This is a genomic window from Sporosarcina beigongshangi, assembly GCF_033485195.1.
GTDB classification, from domain to species: Bacteria; Bacillota; Bacilli; order Bacillales_A; family Planococcaceae; genus Sporosarcina; species Sporosarcina beigongshangi.
The window spans coordinates 243,548-260,594 of the sequence record NZ_JAWLIR010000008.1 but is presented as its reverse complement, the minus strand read 5'-3'; the positions used below and the strand labels follow the sequence as shown (position 1 = coordinate 260,594).

Below are 17,047 nucleotides of genomic sequence, written 5' to 3'. Positions count from 1 at the left end.
TCATGAAATGGGTAAATCATAGTGTTCTCCTCTTTTCTCTCTATCGTGTATAATTATCTTAACAAACATTATGTTTATCTTCATTCATCAGGTTTTCAAATGCCTGATGAATGAAGATAAAGCCTCCGGCGGATGTCACAAATTTTGAAAGGAGTTAATTGTGCCTTGCATAATTCAAAATTTGGACGTAATTACGCCAAGGCGTAATTTATTGAATAGATAAGGGGCTGATGTCCATGTGGAAATGGGAGGCGGAGGGGCAGCCGAAAGCTGTCGTAGCCATTGTCCATAATGCGTATGAACATCATAGTCGGTACGCATGGCTTATACAAAAATTTAGAAGTGCTGGTTTTCATGTTGTGACAGGCGATTTGCCTGGGCATGGGGCTGAAGGGAAAAGGATTCATGATGAGTCCTTTGATGCTTATGTCACTTATGTGAAGAAGTTAGTGGAAGTTGGGTTGGATGATAGTTTGCCTTTATTCGTCATGGGGCATGGACTTGGTGCTACGATTGTGATGCGCATGATTCAAGCAAAGAAAATTGAGTGTGCTGGATTTATATTCAGTTCTCCTTGGTTAGCGCTTAAGCATCAGCCACCGAAGTTTTCGACGGTGTTGTCAAAATTGACTTCATCTATGAAGATTAATCATGACATTAGCATTGAATTGTTGACGCGTAACTATGATCTATATGTAGAGGCTCATCAGGATCGACACTATAACTCCGTTGCGAGAGCTAGCTGGTATAAAGATTTGCAAACCTTCATGAAAGTTGTGGCACAGTATGAGGGGACGATTCATAATGTGCCGATACTTGTCCATATCGCCGGGAGCGATAAAATAGCTGATTCTTTACAGGCGAAGAAGTGGTTGATCCACCAAAATCTTTCCGAGTTTCAATATAAAGAATGGAAGCATCTCTATCATGATGTATTTCAGGAGCCTGAACGCGAGGAAGTCTATCTCTATACAGAGGCATTTATGAATAATGTGTTGAGATCACTTGGCTATATCGTCTAGGAAACGCCGAGGCAAGGCTTTTTTATTGATTAAATTAAGGAGTGTTTCATTTGACGACAATTGGATTTGTGCGACATGGTGTCACAGCTTGGAATAAAGAAGGACGAGCACAGGGGAGTTCAGATATTCCTCTTGATGAAGAAGGAATTGAAATGGCGGAGCATGTGGCGAAAAGAATTGCCGAGGAGCAATGGGATATCATTTATACGAGTCCATTAATCCGTGCGAAAAAGACGGCGGAAATTATTGCGAAGAGCAAGCCCGCTATTAAATTGTTGGAAGACAACCGACTGCGTGAATTCGGAGGCGGCCAAATTGAAGGAACGACAGAAGTGGAACGGCTCGAAAAATGGGGTTCAACATGGAGAGAGATGGAGCTAGGTGTTGAACCGAACGAGGATATTATTTCAAGAGGGATGGCATTTGTTGAAGATATGAAAGCAAATCATGCGGGCCAGCGTGTGCTCGTTGTTAGTCACGGAGGATTCATCAAACGATTGATGGGTGCACTTGTGCCAGATGAGGATCTTGGAGATAAGGTAGATAATACATCGCTCACGGTTGTTGAGCTGAGTGATGAAGAGAATATATGCAGCTTGTATAATTGTACAAAGCATTTGGATCTAACGAATAGAGTTTGATGTACAAAAGAGCGCCAGCTATTGGCGTTTTTATTTTGCCGTAAACACTGAAATAACTTTTTTGTTAGAAAATTAGCTACCTTCTACTAGACTTATAGACTATAATGAGGGAAATCATGTCGAATGGTGTAGAAAGAGGAGGGTATAACAATGAAATCTATTAAAACCAAAATTATTGTAAGCCTGTTTTTATTGTTTTTTGTTATTCTGACAGTGATAAATTTTGTTGTTAATAATCAAATGCAACAACAAACAGAACGGTTATTGCTGGCACAAAGTGAAGTGGCCGTCAAAGAGATGGGACACAGCATTGAAAACTTCATGCTGCAATACGAAAAGGCTTTATATTTACTGACGACCAATCCAGCAGTTACAGAATTTATAGAGACGCAGTATGGGAAAGAGGATGAAGTTGTACTCACTCGTGCTATCGAAACAGCATTTGCGGATTATATAGAACAATTGCCCGCAACCGATTTACTCTATTTTGGTTTTGCTAATAAATATACAAAGTTTGTTCCGCATCTTGAAATTCCTGATTTCGACCCGACGTCAAGAGTTTGGTATACAGAGGCGAGTGCGCAACCGGATAAGGTCGTTTGGTCTGATCCGTATGTCGATGCGGCATCTGGTGGCTATGTTATTACTGCGTCTAAAGCGATGCACCGCAACAATTCACTTGTTGGCGTAATTGGTGTGGATATTAGTTTAGAAAACATTACGGATAGTGTTTCTCAAAGTGATTTTGGATTTGAGGGGTACCCATTTTTATTCGACAGAAGCAATGGAGCGATTGTTCACCCGTTGCTTGTCCCTGAGGCTGAGGAAATGGCGGATTTGTCGCATTTGACGGCGACATTTAGTGATGGGGAATCAGCGGGGATTGAACGTTATACAGAAAATGGAGAAAAGATGATTGGCGTTTTCAATGAAATTTCACATCTTGGCTGGACAGTGGGTGCAGCATTCAAAGAAGATGCAATTATTGGCTCTGTCAGTCAGACACGTAATTTAATTAGTATTATTTTTGTTCTTGCAGAAGTATTAATTATTACAATTCTTTGGTTTATAATCTCTAAAATGATGCGTCCGCTTGGCATCATTCGTACTGCGATGGATGAGGTTGCGGAGGGTAATTTGAATGCTTATGCGGAAGTAAAGTCGAAGGATGAGTTTGGTCAGCTGGCTGACAATTTTAATGCGATGATATCCAAAGTACGGACAATTATTACAGTTGTGAACGAATCTGTTGAGGAAGTTCGTCTGTCGGCAGAAGGATTAAGTGCATCTGCAGAGGAGACAAATGCAGTGAGTGAACAGATGGCTGGGGCTATTGACGATATTGCGTCAGGGGCTTCGAAATCTGCTCATGATACAGAAGATGTTACACAAACAGTCGACCTTTTAGGTGAGCAAATCATGGGAATCCATGAAAAAGCCGGGGTGATGACGGGTATTGCGACGGAGGCAGAGGAAATCAATAAAGAAGGACATACCCAAGTCAATCAATTAGGGGCATCGTTCGATGGCTGGAAGTCGAATTTACAAACAATGGCGGATGCTGTAGGCGAATTGGAAACAAAGGTAGGTGCCATTGGTACTGTGATGGAGACGATTACCGAAATTTCAGCACAGACAAATTTGCTGGCGCTGAATGCGAGTATCGAAGCTGCGCGTGCTGGTGAACATGGTAAAGGTTTTGCAGTCGTTGCGGATGAAGTGCGGAAGCTTGCTGAACAGTCTACGCGTGCAACGGAAGAAGTGAAATTGACTGTTCAGGAGTTACAAAATGGTTCTCGCCAAGTATCGAGTCAAATGAGGGAAACAGGTGAAACCTTCCATGAGCAGGAGAAAGTCGTCCAAGATACACAACAGACATTTGGCGAAATTTCCGGGCTGATGAATAAACTCGAACAATCGATTAGTAGTGTGTATGAAGAAGTGAATCGCGTTGTTGCACATAAAGAAACAGTGATGCAAACGATTGAAACAATGGCGGCGACAGCTGAAGAAACAGCGGCGGCAAGTGAAGAAATCAGTGCATCGACAGACGAACAATTACGTGCTATTCGCGAAGTGGCACAAGCTGCAGACACATTATCAGGGCTCAGTGATAATTTGCATACAGCAATTAGTCAGTTCAAATTATAAAATTAACAAGGAGTTGCCTTCGAAAATTGGAGGCAACTTTCTTATTTTGGGAAACATTTTCAGATTAGCAGGAGTCATATGGATAGACATAGAATATAATGTGTATGGAAAAATTGTATATATGCAGTGAACGGAGGAAAACAATTGAAGGAAAAAAGCAAGCGTGAACTGATTTCATGGATACAATCGCTAGCTGTAGCGGTTATTATTGCCATTGTCATTCGCCAATTTCTATTTACCCCGGTAATTGTATCGGGACAATCCATGGAACCAACGTTTGAAAATGCAAATAAAATCGTCATTTCAAAAATTCATAAAATCAATCGTTTTGACATGATTGTTTTCCACGCGCCTAACTCTGAAGAAGATTTTATTAAAAGAGTTATTGGACTGCCAGGGGATGTCGTTGTCATGAAGGATGACAAGCTGTCTATTAATGGCGTGGAATATGAGGAAGATTATATTCAAGCGAATAAAGAGAAGGTATTCGAAGGACAGAAGCTAACACAAGATTTTATAGTTGAAGTGCCAGAAGGTCATTTATATGTCCTGGGGGATAATAGAAGGCATAGCACAGATAGTCGGGAGCTTGGTGTGATTGATGAGAAGTCTGTCGTTGGTGCTGTGACATTTAAGTTTTATCCGCTACGCGATATTGGGATACCGAAATGATGGAAAAACGTTCTTTACTAATTGGTATTGATGGTCTTGGTGGGTCTGGGAAAACGACATATGCGCTGAATTTACAACGCCAGCTGAAAGACGCAATTGTGATTCATTTGGATGATTTTATTCATACGCGCGATGTTCGGTATAATAAGCAGTTTGAAGAATGGTATTGCTATTATTATGTGCAATGGCGCTATGATTATTTGATTGAAAAACTGTTAGAGCCATTACATAGTGGATTGGCTGTACATGACACCATTGAGTTATACGATAAACCAGAGGATAGTTATCGCAAGCAGACATTTGATATTCCGATTGGCACAACGGTAATTGTTGAAGGGATTTTTCTGCAACGTCCTGAGTTAAGGGCGTACTTCGATAAGGTCATTTATCTTGAAACAGAGCAAGAGACGAGAATGGCGCGCGCTCTAGACAGGGATGGTTATATTGGAAGTAGCGAGGATATTATTCGTCATTATGAACAACGATATTTTCCAGCAGAGGATATGTATGTGAAGCAATGCAATCCGCTAGTATTGGCGGATGCAGTGGAGAAGTGAAGGGGAGAGCATTGTGACATTTCCAACGTTAACGACGTCACGACTTCGTTTGACCGAAGTACAAGTGGAGCATGCACCTGCAATTTTTGAGGTATTATCAAATCCCGAAGTGGTGAGGTATTATGGGATGGATCCATTCCAGGAGCTGGCACAGGCCGAAAATATTGTACAGCATTTTAAAAACAATTTTGATACAAAAAGAGGCATGCGCTGGGCAATTATCAATAATCAATCCAATCGATTTATTGGCACAATCGGATTGAATAATTTGGCTTTGGGAATGAAAAAGGCTGAAGTTGGTTTTGAAATTCATCCTGATTTCTGGAGAAGTGGCATAACGTCTGAAGCGTTGCAAGCAGTTTTGGACTATGCATTTGAGGAATTAGATCTTCATCGAATGGGAGCTGTCACATTTCCAGCAAATGATGCATCTATTGGACTTTTGAAGAAACAAGGATTTTTGGAAGAAGGAAAGTTGCGAAGTTATCTGTTTCAGAATGGACAATCCCATGATGCTTTGGTGTTTTCTTTGTTACGTGGGGAATGGAATATAAACTAGTCAAGCACCTCCACAAGCGTCAATGTGGAGGTTTTTTTATGCTTGAAATTGCCATGGCGGTGATAGAGGGACCAGAGTCGGTGATAAACTACTTGTCTAACTCTACAAATACGCGTTCGTATGGTAAATTAAGAGCAGTGCAATGTAGAAGGAGTTACAAAATGATGACCGATTTTTTTGAGCGAAAAAAGCAACAATTGAATATAGAGTTGAATGATGTACAAAAACAGGCGGTGCTGCAAACGGAAGGACCGTTGCTGTTGTTGGCATGCCCTGGTTCAGGGAAAACCACTACCATGATTATGCGCATTGGTTATTTAATTGAGGAGAAGCATGTGGATCCAAAGCGCATTAAGGCTATCACGTTTAGCCGGGCGTCTGCGCGTGATATGACGGAGCGTTTCAGTCGATTTTTTCCTGATTGTGAGCCTATTGATTTTTCGACTATTCATAGTTTGGCATTTACGATTGCACGTAGTCATTTGACGACTAGTGGTACGACGTTTGACTTGATTGAAGGTGGGGGCAAAGGGCGTCAGTCAGTGAATAAGGCTTTTTTATTGAGAGGAATTTATAAAGAAGTGCTGAAAGAGGATTGTACGGATGATGAGCTGGCGTCTCTTTCAACATTTATTAGTTCTATCAAAAACAGCATGATTCCGCTTGAACAATGGGAGGATTTAAAAGGACCTGTCGACAAGTCGGGTCGTATGGCACGTAAGTATGAGCAATACAAATCGCGTACTCCAGGGCATCTGATGCTGGATTTTGACGATATGCTGACGATTGCAGAGCAAGGGCTACGACAAGATGAGCAGTTAGGTGAACGCTTTCGTAATCTCTATGACTATTTATTGACAGATGAAAGCCAGGATACATCGCTTGTGCAACATAAGATTGTGGAACATTTGGTGGCGCATCATGGCAATCTTTGCGTTGTCGCGGATGATGATCAGTCCATTTATACATGGCGTGGGGCGGAACCGGATTATTTGTTGGAATTTAAGAAAGTTTATCCAGATGCACAAGTATTGATGATGGAACGCAATTATCGTTCCTCCAAAGAAATTGTTGAACTCACTTCGAAGTTCATCAAACGAAACAAGAAGCGTTATCCGAAGGACATGCATACGGAAAATGAGGCGAAGGAGCCCATTTATATTCGACGGCTGGATGATCCGAAACGACAGCTAGAATATGTGACGTATGAATTGCTGGGGGAAAGCAATTTGAATGAGGTCGCTATTCTATTTCGTAATAACTCCTCGTCGACGATGTATGTCAATGAATTGCACCGCCGCGGTATCCCATTTTATATGAAAGATGCGGATGATAAATTTTTTTCCCACTGGATTGTTGAAGATATATTGAACTTTATGCGACTGAGTTTTAATACGGAACGCAAAGATGTTTTTGCAAAAATTGTGATGAAAATGAATCTATTTATTTCCCGAAGTATGCTAACGATATTCGAAAATACTATGACAACTGGGAATGTTTTTGATGCTTTTATTCAATCGGTTGATTTGAAGGACAGCCAAGTGAAGAAGCTGATGGATTATAAAAAGGGCTATGCTGTTATTCCGGATATGCGGCCAGAGCGTGTCATTCAGCTCATTCGCAATGACTTGGGCTATGAGGCGGCTTTGAAAAGTAGGGCAGAGAAATTTGGTTTTCGAATTGATTATTTGTTGGGCATTCTTGATACACTTGAGGGAATTGCTTCTCAATTGAGGACGATGGTGGACTTTGCAGAACGCTTGAAGGAGCTTGAGCAAGCTGTTCAACAGGCGAAGTTTGAACCTGCGGAAAACGCAGTGACATTATCGACGTTTCACAGTGCAAAAGGACTCGAATTCAGGCGTGTTTTCATGATAGATTTAGTAAAAGGGATTATTCCTTCTGAGGAAGATGAGAGTGCTGTGGCGATGTTGGAGGAAGCACGCCGACTCTTCTATGTAGGCATGACACGTGCGAAGGACCGTTTAGAGTTACTGTCTTACAGTCAGGACGAAGGGAAAACGAGAGAGGATTCAAGGTTTTTGAATGAAGTGCGGGGGCTGCTTTTGAAGCCGGGCAAGACCGAGACATCTGCACCAGTTTCGAAGACATCGATTCCTATAAATCCTGAAGGCATTAACAACAGGGATGAACTAGTTGTTGGATCTACGGTCAAGCATCGTGTGTTTGGACTAGGTGAAATTGTTGTGCATGATGGTAATGAAGTTCATATACAATTTGGAGATACGGAAAAATGTCTTGATTTGGAAACGGTACTATCCCTTCGATTACTTGAAAAGGTGGCGCTATGAGGCATATCCTTTGGGTTGGGCTGGCAGGATCTTTAGGCGCAATCGCGCGAGTAGTGCTGGGGGAGCTTATCCACAGTGAATCAGGATTTCCGACAGCGACATTTATCATTAATCTTGTAGGGACTTTTGTGTTGTGCTTTATTGTCGCGGGGGCTTTGCGGAAGCTGAATGTCAATCAATCGTTATACGATGCCGTGACAACAGGATTTTTGGGTGCATTCACAACGTTTTCAGCTGTGAGCATGGAGACCGTATTACTGGTAGAAAGTGGCCAACTTGCTATGGCTATATTGTATGTTACTCTCAGTATTATCGGTGGACTTGCGGCTGGTACACTCGGCTTTTATTTCGGTGCAAGGAAGGTGCAGAAATGACTTTTCTTGATGTAGTTTTGGTTGGCATCGGTGGATTTTTAGGTGCTGTAATCCGTTATGTGACGACGAAAAAGATGAATCATACTGTCGGCATTCCTGTTGGGACATTGGTTGTCAATTGGTTCGGTGCGTTATTGATTGGACTCGTCTTTGGGCTGGAATTATCAAGCGGTTTGACGCTGTTGCTGGCATCAGGTTTTGCGGGTGCACTCACGACATTTTCCACATTACATAAAGAGCTGATTGAGCTGTGGAGAAATGGTAAGAAGAGATATGCTGTCTGTTATTTGTTGTTGACCTATGGCGGTGGGCTGATACTCGCAGCAATCGGTTATGCAATCGGTAGTATTTAACAGGGGAAATGAAGTTCAATTCAAAATCTGGACGCAATCACGCCGAGGCTTGATTGATTTAAAAAAGGATGAATAAAATGGCGAAAAAAGCTAAGAAAAATAATCTGCTAAAATCAGTGGCATTGGTAATAGTCATTGCGATTGTAGCTATCTATTTCCCGGAATTATTTACAGAAGAGGAAGAGACGCCAAGTCGATCTGGTTTAATTCCAGTGGAACTTGTAAAAACGATTGACGGCGATACGATTAAAATTAAGTACGAGGGCAAGGAGCAAAATGTTCGTTATTTACTTATCGACACACCTGAAACGAATCATGCACAGCTTGGCAAGCAACCTTTTGGTCAGCAAGCAAAAGAGCGAAATACGGAGCTGATGAATAGTGGTAAGCTCGAAATTGAATTTGATATCGGTGAACGAGTCGATAAATATGGAAGATTACTAGCGTATATTTATATAGACGGCGTGAGTATTCAAGAGAAGCTGTTGGAGGAAGGATTGGCGCGCGTCGGTTATGTCTATCCACCAAACACGCGTCATCTCGATGCCTTTGAAAAAGCACAGGAACGGGCGAAAAAAGCGGGCATTGGCATTTGGACGCTGGAGGATTATGTGACGGAGCGTGGCTTTGATAGTCAGACGTATCCGGAGGGGAAATAGAAATTGGCGCCACTTTTTTATTAAAAAGTTCATGTTTTCAGACTGAATAAAAAACTTGACTTCTTGAATGAGCATGGTAAGATTCAAATTAATTAGCTTTTACGTGCCGGCAGGATGCAGGTATGCAGTTGGGAAGGATTGAACTACATCCTTCCTTGTTGCGACAGGACGTCGCGCAGTTAGACTGCCTTCCAAAAAATCATATTTATCATGAGAGATGGTACAGTAGTTTGATTGTGAGCAGCAACAAGAGACTGAATGGCAGGTGTGAATTCAGGCAGCAATCATAACGAAGTACGCCATCCGTTTTTCTCAAACTGACATGAAGTGGATGACCGATCTAGAATTGGTCCATCAATTAGGGTGGTAACGCGGAGAACTCCTTCGTCCCTTTCCAAGGGATGGTAGGGGTTTTTTGTATTCATAAATTATTTTCAATCGCTGAGGGGGATCTCATTATTATGTTTCGAATAAAGGCAGTTATTTCGCCTACTTTTATAGAATCGATTACACTTGTCGCAGCAATTGTAACGATGATCAGTGTTAGTCTTGTTAAATTTGATGCGGTTCCGCATTTACCAATTTTGTTTTCAATTTTGTTATTAATTTGTTATGGTCTCATTAAAAAAGTTTCATATCGTAGGATAGAGAGCGGTCTAGTTGAAGGTGCCGGGGCTGGTATGAGTGCTGTTTTCCTGTTTTTCTTCATCGGCATGCTCGTGAGTAGTTGGATTATGGCTGGGACAATTCCGACGCTGATTTATGCAGGTTTTAATTTGATTACACCTTCCTTTTTCTTTGCCATTGTTTTTGTGGTAACGGCGGTTGTTGGGATTTCAATCGGTAGTTCGTTAACAACGGTGGCGACTGTAGGTGTTGCATTTATTGGAATGGCAACTGTGCTTGATTTGTCGCTAGCAATAACAGCTGGAGCCATTGTATCAGGTGCGTTTTTTGGAGATAAAATGTCGCCGTTGTCGGATACAACTAATCTGGCATCTTCGATTGTCGGTGTTGATTTATTTGAACATATTCGTAATATGGGTTGGACGACGGTTCCTGCATTTGTCTTGTCACTGATATTCTTCGGCATTTTGTCACCCAGTGTGACATTGGATGAAGTTGATAAGATTGACTTGTTCAAGGAGGGATTGTTAGCAACAGAAATGATTCATTGGTACACGATTGTGCCACTTGTTTTGCTATTCGTGTTAACGATTCTGAAAGTACCTGCACTACTGACATTGGCGCTAAGCTCCGCAAGTGCGGTTGCGATTTCTTATTTTCATCATAGCTTTAGCGCTTCGGAAGTGTTTAGTATTTTATTCAATGGGTTTAAGTCAACGACTGGCATTGAAGAGATTGATGCATTGCTGACACGTGGTGGAATGGAAAGTATGATGTTTACAATCGGCTTGGTGTTGCTGGCACTTAGTATGGGGGGCTTGCTATTTACACTCGGCATTGTGCAATGTTTATTGTCAACGATTGAGGGGTTGCTGAAGAAAGTATCCTCGGTCATCGCGGCATCTGCGTTAACGGCTATTAGTATTAATGTGCTGGTAGGCGAGCAATACTTGTCAATATTATTGACCGGACAAGCCTTTCAGGCACAGTATGAGAAAGTAGGACTGGCTGGGAAAAACTTGAGTCGGGTGATGGAAGATGCGGGGACGGTTGTGAATCCGTTGGTGCCGTGGAGCGTTTGTGGAATCTTTATTACGGGTATGCTAGGCGTCTCAACGGTCGAATATTTGCCGTTTGCATTCTTTTGCTTGCTGTCACCTGTTTTAACAGTGTTGTTCGGATTTTTAGGAAAAACCTTGACGTATACGGATAGAAAATTGTCTTGATATTGAAAAAGAAGAAGCTTCTCCGTCAGTTAGATTTGATGGAGAAGCTTTTTAAGTAGGTTGCGCTAACAGATTCAGCTTACCCTTACAGTTTTCCGACTTACTCCAATAGTTCGAGGTTTTACTCTTAGAGTTCCCGAGGTTACTCTTACAGTGTCGTCCTACTCTTATAGTTTCGGAGTTTACTCTGACAGTTCTAGAATTTACTCTGACAGTTCGGCAGTTTACTCTGACAGTATCAACTTACTCTTATAGTTTCACGAGTTACTCTTACAGTTCTCCATTTTCCTCTTAGAGTTCCCGAGTTTACTCTTACAGTTAAGCGGATAGCCATTAGAGTTAGCCAAATTGCCTTGCCGGTTTGTCGTTACCCTTAAAGTTAAGCAGATAGCCATTAGAGTTTCCAAAATTGCCCTGACAGTTCCGCATCTCACCCTGCTAGTTCACCGATTTCGCCATTCTGTCTCACTCACTTCAGCGAAAATGAATCACGATAATTCGTCGCATCCTTTAACGCCTTTTCCTCCACTGGAATACGAACCGACAACATCCAGACATTCAGTAATGAAAATAAAACGGCTGTAAAATACGCGCCAAACAATAGTGGTAGGACGAGTAATTCAATGGTGACAATCATATAATTTGGATGCCGCACCCAGCGATAGGGACCTCGACGCACTACATCAGCACCCGGCAATATAATAATTTTCGTATTCCAAAAATTTCCGAGTGACAGCAGACACCAGATTCTTGCTGCTTGGGCCAACAAAAATACCCCGAGTAACACAATCCAAATAGGGGAGAGAGCTCGCTCAAAAATCACAACCTCTAACAGGAAGGAGATAAAAAATGCAATATGCATCACAACCATAATCGGATAATGAGAGGCACCAATTTCGAATGCCCCTTGACTAAGCATCCACTTTTCATTGCGTTTCGCGATAAGAAGTTCAGTTAGTCGCTGCAAGACGACAATCGAAATGACAATCAAAAACGGCATCCTCGAACCACCTCATTCCCACCTCAATAATAGCAATTCGCCACAAAATCCTGGTCCGAGTGCGGCCATTAGTCCATAGTCACCAACAACAGTCTCTTGTTCCATGAATTGTTCCAATACGTATAGGATGGTTGGGGAAGACATATTTCCATTTTCACGTAAGACCTGTCGAGAAATCACCGTTTTAGTTGAATCAAACGCCAATGCTTGCTCATACGCCTCGAGTACTTTTTTACCGCCAGGGTGTGCGATGAAGTGCGTGATATCTTCCTTCGTTAAGCCCTGATTTTCAAGAAATTCATGTACAAATGGCCCGAGCCAATGCGTAATAATCGCGGGAATACTTTTCGAAAAGACAACGTACAGGCCGTTATTTTTCACATCCCAGCCCATGACGTTCTCAGAGTCCGGCAACAGTTTTGAAGCATTGGCAATAACAGTTGGCATTGCTTTTTTCACCTTCACCAAAGAACGATCTCCGACAATCAATGCACACGCAACACCATCAGAAAATAAAGAAACTCCAACTAAATTGCTCTTCGAATAGTCATCTTTTTGAAAGGTTAAGCTACATAATTCAACGGATAGCACGAGGACATTTGCATCTGGAAAAGCGAGGCAATATTCATGGGCTCTGCTTATTCCGGCAGCTCCGCCCGCACAACCAAGCCCCCAAATAGGAATCCGCTTCGTATCATTCCGAAAAGCGAGTCGGTTCATAATGCGTGCCTCAATACTGGGCGTTGCTATCCCACTACTTGAAATAAAGAAAATAGCATCAATCATAGACGGTTCAATTGAAACATTTAGCATCCCATCGCCTTGAAGACAAGACTTCACTGCTTGTACGCCAAAGTCAACAGCATGTTGAATATACAACTGATTGCGCTCTTCAAAATCATGTGAGCTCCCATACCATTCCAGCGGCATGCAGACATTACGTGTCTCTATATCTCCATTTTGAAAAACCTTTAATAATCGTTCAATATCCTGGTATTTTTCACTGAAAAGGGAGCGAGTTAATTCAGTTGCTTGCTCCTGATGGACTCGATGGGGTGGTTTGACTGTACTAACTGACAGGATTTTAGGCATGCGTATCCTCCATATTCTTTGTCGTAAAGAACAGCTACACATCAAGGTACGCATAACTTGTACAAAAGATGACAAAAGGCATTCCAGAAAGTCCTGAAATGCCTTTGCTTGAAAATACTTATAAAGTTAGATTTAGGACCGTCACTTTCTCGCGTGTCATGGATTCAATACTTTTGCGAATCCCTTGAGCACCCATGCCAGATCCTTTAGTACCGATAAACGGGAAATGGTCTGGGCCGCGCTCTGTTCGACCATTGATTTGGACAGCACCCGCCTCAATTTGATTGGCAATCGCAAATGCTTTGTCGATATCTTTAGTAAAAATACTAGCTTGTAAGCCAAATTCCGATGCATTGGCCAAAGCAATTACTTGCTCATCAGAAGTTACGCGAATGATTGGCAATGCTGGACCAAATGGCTCTTCCCATGCTAGGCGCATCTCTTCCGTAACATGATCCAACAGCGTCGGTTGAATTAAATTCCGTTCCCGCTTATTACCCGTTACAACAACCGCACCTTTGTCAACCGCGTCATCAATCAAACCTTGCACGAAGTTAGCCGATTTATCATCAATCAACGGAACGATTGTACTGCCGTTTTCTGGAGAACCGACGACTAATTGTTCAATTTCTCCTTTTAGCAGAACGACGAGCTCATCCGCAACACTTTCATGTACAAGTACGCGTTTAATGGCTGTGCAACGCTGACCTGAGTAAGAAAATGCGCCGCTAATAATTTGTTTAGCTGCTTCTTGTAAATCAGCATCCTGCCGCACAATACCTGGATCTTTGCCGCCGAGTTCAAGAACAAGTGGAACCATAGCCGACTTTTTAGCTAGATGGAGACCCGTGTCAGTACCACCTGTAAAGGAAATCATATTGATCCCTTTATGTTCGACTAAGTAGTCACCAATGACTGAACCTTTCCCTGTCACTAAGTTGACAAGCCCTTTTGGAAAACCGGACTGATGGAGCGCTTCAATCATTTTCGTTCCACTGAGAGCACCTTGTGTAGCAGGTTTAAAAATAACTGCATTTCCTGCGATCAACGCTGGTGCAAGCTTTGAGGCCGCTAAGTTCACTGGGTAATTGAAGGGAGAAATGGCTAACACAACGCCGAGTGGAACACGTTCGACAATGGCCACCTTAGACTTAGAGCCACCTGGAAAGCTATCACCTCTCATACTTTCTCCATGCATATGAAGTGCTTCTTCCACAGTATAGCGAATAAAATCTGCTGTTCGTGTCACTTCACTTTTAGCATCCTTTAAGCTTTTTCCAACTTCTTGCATAATAACAGTTGCAATCTCGTCTTGATTGGCCAATAAACTATCTGCCCATTTGTATAAATGGCTAGCACGTTGTTGAAGAGTGGTTTGTGCCCATTCCTTTTGTGCAGCTTGCGCAAAGCCAATCGCCTCGTCAACCTCTTGTTGTGTAATAGCTTGCACATTGCCGATAGGCTCATACAGATAAGGTGATGTAATCTCAATTGTTTGACCCGACTTACTTTTTTTCCATTCCCCGTTTATATAAAGCTCACTGGCTAGTAGCGTCGACGTAGTTGTTGTCATAGATAATTCCCCCTTTTTAATAGTTGGAGCCTAACAGAATGAATAGTATTCGTGGGACTTATTCTGTCCCTATAGTCTGCGATGAGTCCCATTATGATCAAAAAAAATCGCTGCATTCTGTTGATTTCATATTCTAGCACGCTTTATTTATTTTGACAACAAATATTTAGATAGTTTGTTCAATTCTATATATTCCGTTTAATTTGAGAGCGCTTCCATTGGGAGTGTAATGCGCATCAGTGTGAATGATTATTTTTTTGAAATATCTAACATTTTATGCTGTGATAGACAAAAAACATCGAAGGATTTAAAATCCCACGATGTTATTGTTAGTCACTTTTCTATTGGGTGAGTTGTGTACATAACTGCTTCAAGCTTTCTTCAAACTTCAAATCACTTTCTTTGGAACGCTTTTTAGGACCGCGGAGTCGTCCGCCAGCCATCCTTACTTTTTGTGCTGTATGACGAGCATATAGTAGCTGGTCAATATTATCATTGGTATATAACCGCCCGTTTTGATCAATCGGGTGCCCTTTTTTTGCAAGAACCATCGCCGCTAAACCGTAATCCTGTGTCACGACAATATCATCTTTTTGTACACGATTGACAAGTACAAAATCGACAGCGTCTGCTCCTTTTGAAACGATAATCGTTTCTGCACCCTCCCGATGCATTTCATGTGCTGTATCGCAAATGAGGATACAACGAAAACCGAAGTGCCCAGCGATTTTGATTGTTTCATTGACCACTGGACATGCATCCGCATCAATAAGAATTGTCGCCATCAAGCAACCCCCCTTTATACTTTTTATGTTAGGCGAAGACAGCCTAGAACTTATTCAGCAGGCAATGTCAATTCCAACGTTGATGTTGCTACTATTTTTGCCACCTGTAGCAGGCGATCCTTACTCAATTTATCGATCGTATCTTCAGGAAGATGGTACCATTCCTCTAATGGAGAATAAACAAACAAAGCTGCGTCGATTCCTGCATCATGGAACGGTACATGATCACTTCTGTCGCCAAAATCAGTCAAAAGAGCATCCCCATTTAATGCCTCGTAAGCTTGACTGGCAGGAGCAGTGACAGCATTATCCATCCCATCAACCGTTTGAATTGCCAGTTCTCCTGCATCGGCACTTCCAACCATATCTAGGTTGAACATCGCAACGGAGCGCTTGATTTCATCCTCGGTCATGGCACTAACATACTTTTTCGAGCCGTATAAGCCTTCTTCTTCAGCACCAAAAAACAGGAGGCGAAGCTCTTTCGTTGTTGTAACATCTTTAAACATGCGTGCTAATTCGAGGACAACAGATGTGCCACTGGCATTGTCACTCGCACCTGGGGCTAGATCGACTGAATCGTAATGTGCCCCAATGATGACAATATCAGCGGGGGTATCTTGTTCCGCTGTAGGCTGCTTTGTAGCCGTTACATTTTGGGATTCAGCTTGCTCTACTCGGGCACCTTCGATGGTTACGGTCGCTTTGCTGTTCATATTTTGTGTCAGGCGATTATAGTCATCGTGTGATATGGCGAGTGCTGGAATATAATCCTCAGAATGCTTGCCAAGTGTCCAGTTGTCTATGGAATACTCTTCAGGAAAGTGAATTAGAATCGCAATAGCACCTGCTCTAGATGCGTGTAATACGAGGTCATAGAAGTAAGTGCTTTCGACAGTAACAACTGCAATTTTCCCCTTCGCATCGATCTTATTATAATCCTGTTCCAATCCATACCCCGCGCTAATTAATTCTCCAGTGACGGTCCCTGAAATGGAATATTGGAAGGGAGCGGGCGAGAAGGTACCATTGAAACCAGCTACTTTCAAACCTATTTTCTCTGGCATGACATAGCGTTCGAAAGTAAAGGGTTGTATGTTAACTTCATAGCCGTAATTTTCCAACTGATCAGTTAGAAAAGAAGCAGCTCGTTTTTCTGATTCTGTTCCTGCAACACGTGGCTCCTTAGTGAGTTCTTCTACAGTAGCATAGATCTTATCCACATCTAGTTGATTGACGAAATCGTTTTTGATATCAGCCAATCCCGGCCCATCAACAACCTGGTTTTTTGGTGCACAAGCCGTCACCAGTATTGAAAGTACAAATAGGCATGACAATAGTAACCTTTTGCGAAGCACAGAATCCCTCCATTCGATATATGGGAATTATATCATAACAGTGTCTGGTTTTATGACAAACAGTGAAGGGTATAGTGTAAACAAAT

16 protein-coding genes are annotated in these 17,047 nt (G+C 42.2%); 11 read left to right on the top strand and 5 right to left on the bottom strand.

The features are described from left to right. Positions 1-236: 236 nt before the first annotated feature. The 11 genes from R2B77_RS07115 to nhaC all read left to right on the top strand — a co-directional run bounded on the left by R2B77_RS07115 (position 237) and on the right by nhaC (position 11,153). Positions 237-1,022: an alpha/beta hydrolase gene (locus R2B77_RS07115; RefSeq protein ID WP_203247005.1), complete on the top strand. Its 786-nt coding sequence runs from the start codon at positions 237-239 to the stop codon at positions 1,020-1,022. A 41-nt stretch (positions 1,023-1,063) separates the two neighbouring features. Beyond that, a complete protein-coding gene (locus R2B77_RS07110; RefSeq protein WP_322555665.1) occupies positions 1,064-1,663 on the top strand; it encodes a histidine phosphatase family protein in 600 nt (199 codons plus the stop codon). A 150-nt stretch (positions 1,664-1,813) separates the two neighbouring features. Continuing rightward, positions 1,814-3,814, top strand: coding sequence for a methyl-accepting chemotaxis protein (locus R2B77_RS07105; RefSeq protein ID WP_203247007.1), 2,001 nt, complete (start codon positions 1,814-1,816; stop codon positions 3,812-3,814). A 144-nt stretch (positions 3,815-3,958) separates the two neighbouring features. Beyond that, on the top strand, positions 3,959-4,486 hold the full coding sequence (lepB, locus tag R2B77_RS07100) for a signal peptidase I (RefSeq protein ID WP_203247008.1): 528 nt from the start codon (positions 3,959-3,961) through the stop codon (positions 4,484-4,486). Further along, positions 4,483-5,043, top strand: coding sequence for an AAA family ATPase (locus R2B77_RS07095; protein WP_212391338.1), 561 nt, complete (start codon positions 4,483-4,485; stop codon positions 5,041-5,043). The genes lepB and R2B77_RS07095 overlap by 4 nt, the downstream gene beginning before the upstream one ends. A 13-nt stretch (positions 5,044-5,056) precedes the next feature. After that, positions 5,057-5,602 (top strand): GNAT family N-acetyltransferase, encoded by a 546-nt coding sequence (locus R2B77_RS07090; RefSeq protein WP_203247010.1) that lies wholly within the window; start codon positions 5,057-5,059, stop codon positions 5,600-5,602. A gap of 164 nt (positions 5,603-5,766) precedes the next feature. Then, on the top strand, positions 5,767-7,914 hold the full coding sequence (locus R2B77_RS07085; protein WP_203247011.1) for an ATP-dependent helicase: 2,148 nt from the start codon (positions 5,767-5,769) through the stop codon (positions 7,912-7,914). Then, on the top strand, positions 7,911-8,288 hold the full coding sequence (locus R2B77_RS07080; RefSeq protein WP_203247012.1) for a fluoride efflux transporter FluC: 378 nt from the start codon (positions 7,911-7,913) through the stop codon (positions 8,286-8,288). The genes R2B77_RS07085 and R2B77_RS07080 overlap by 4 nt, the downstream gene beginning before the upstream one ends. After that, a complete protein-coding gene (locus R2B77_RS07075) occupies positions 8,285-8,641 on the top strand; it encodes a fluoride efflux transporter FluC (protein ID WP_203247013.1) in 357 nt (118 codons plus the stop codon). The genes R2B77_RS07080 and R2B77_RS07075 overlap by 4 nt, the downstream gene beginning before the upstream one ends. Positions 8,642-8,718: 77 nt before the next feature. Continuing rightward, the gene (locus tag R2B77_RS07070; RefSeq protein ID WP_203247014.1) at positions 8,719-9,300 is read left to right on the top strand and encodes a thermonuclease family protein; all 582 of its coding nucleotides are present in this window, start codon (positions 8,719-8,721) and stop codon (positions 9,298-9,300) included. 461 nt (positions 9,301-9,761) lie between these two features. Next, on the top strand, positions 9,762-11,153 hold the full coding sequence (gene nhaC / locus R2B77_RS07065) for a Na+/H+ antiporter NhaC (RefSeq protein ID WP_203247015.1): 1,392 nt from the start codon (positions 9,762-9,764) through the stop codon (positions 11,151-11,153). A gap of 469 nt (positions 11,154-11,622) precedes the next feature. Here the strand turns inward: nhaC and R2B77_RS07060 are convergent, their stop codons facing one another. The 5 genes from R2B77_RS07060 to R2B77_RS07040 all read right to left on the bottom strand — a co-directional run bounded on the left by R2B77_RS07060 (position 11,623) and on the right by R2B77_RS07040 (position 16,961). Then, the gene (locus R2B77_RS07060) at positions 11,623-12,153 is read right to left on the bottom strand and encodes an isoprenylcysteine carboxyl methyltransferase family protein (protein WP_203247016.1); all 531 of its coding nucleotides are present in this window, start codon (positions 12,151-12,153) and stop codon (positions 11,623-11,625) included. 12 nt (positions 12,154-12,165) lie between these two features. Further along, the gene (locus R2B77_RS07055; protein ID WP_203247017.1) at positions 12,166-13,245 is read right to left on the bottom strand and encodes a type III polyketide synthase; all 1,080 of its coding nucleotides are present in this window, start codon (positions 13,243-13,245) and stop codon (positions 12,166-12,168) included. Positions 13,246-13,363: 118 nt separating this feature from the next. Further along, positions 13,364-14,818 carry an NADP-dependent glyceraldehyde-3-phosphate dehydrogenase gene (locus R2B77_RS07050; RefSeq protein ID WP_203247018.1) on the bottom strand — a complete coding sequence of 485 codons (1,455 nt, stop codon included), beginning with the start codon at positions 14,816-14,818 and terminating at the stop codon, positions 13,364-13,366. Between the two features lie 341 nt (positions 14,819-15,159). Beyond that, positions 15,160-15,603 (bottom strand): YaiI/YqxD family protein, encoded by a 444-nt coding sequence (locus tag R2B77_RS07045; protein ID WP_203247019.1) that lies wholly within the window; start codon positions 15,601-15,603, stop codon positions 15,160-15,162. A gap of 50 nt (positions 15,604-15,653) precedes the next feature. After that, a complete protein-coding gene (locus R2B77_RS07040; protein ID WP_203247020.1) occupies positions 15,654-16,961 on the bottom strand; it encodes a M28 family peptidase in 1,308 nt (435 codons plus the stop codon). Positions 16,962-17,047: the final 86 nt, after the last annotated feature.

Bases quoted from the DNA above. Each gene is read 5' to 3' on its own strand.
- R2B77_RS07075 (WP_203247013.1), top strand. From the start codon at position 8,285: ATGACTTTTCTTGATGTAGTTTTGGTTGGCATCGGTGGATTTTTAGGT.
- R2B77_RS07080 (WP_203247012.1), top strand. From the start codon at position 7,911: ATGAGGCATATCCTTTGGGTTGGGCTGGCAGGATCTTTAGGCGCAATC.
- R2B77_RS07095 (WP_212391338.1), top strand. From the start codon at position 4,483: ATGATGGAAAAACGTTCTTTACTAATTGGTATTGATGGTCTTGGTGGG.
- R2B77_RS07105 (WP_203247007.1), top strand. From the start codon at position 1,814: ATGAAATCTATTAAAACCAAAATTATTGTAAGCCTGTTTTTATTGTTT.
- R2B77_RS07055 (WP_203247017.1), bottom strand. From the start codon at position 13,245: ATGCCTAAAATCCTGTCAGTTAGTACAGTCAAACCACCCCATCGAGTC.
- R2B77_RS07045 (WP_203247019.1), bottom strand. From the start codon at position 15,603: ATGGCGACAATTCTTATTGATGCGGATGCATGTCCAGTGGTCAATGAA.
- R2B77_RS07070 (WP_203247014.1), top strand. From the start codon at position 8,719: ATGGCGAAAAAAGCTAAGAAAAATAATCTGCTAAAATCAGTGGCATTG.
- R2B77_RS07060 (WP_203247016.1), bottom strand. From the start codon at position 12,153: ATGCCGTTTTTGATTGTCATTTCGATTGTCGTCTTGCAGCGACTAACT.
- R2B77_RS07085 (WP_203247011.1), top strand. From the start codon at position 5,767: ATGACCGATTTTTTTGAGCGAAAAAAGCAACAATTGAATATAGAGTTG.
- nhaC (WP_203247015.1), top strand. From the start codon at position 9,762: ATGTTTCGAATAAAGGCAGTTATTTCGCCTACTTTTATAGAATCGATT.
- R2B77_RS07115 (WP_203247005.1), top strand. From the start codon at position 237: ATGTGGAAATGGGAGGCGGAGGGGCAGCCGAAAGCTGTCGTAGCCATT.
- R2B77_RS07050 (WP_203247018.1), bottom strand. From the start codon at position 14,818: ATGACAACAACTACGTCGACGCTACTAGCCAGTGAGCTTTATATAAAC.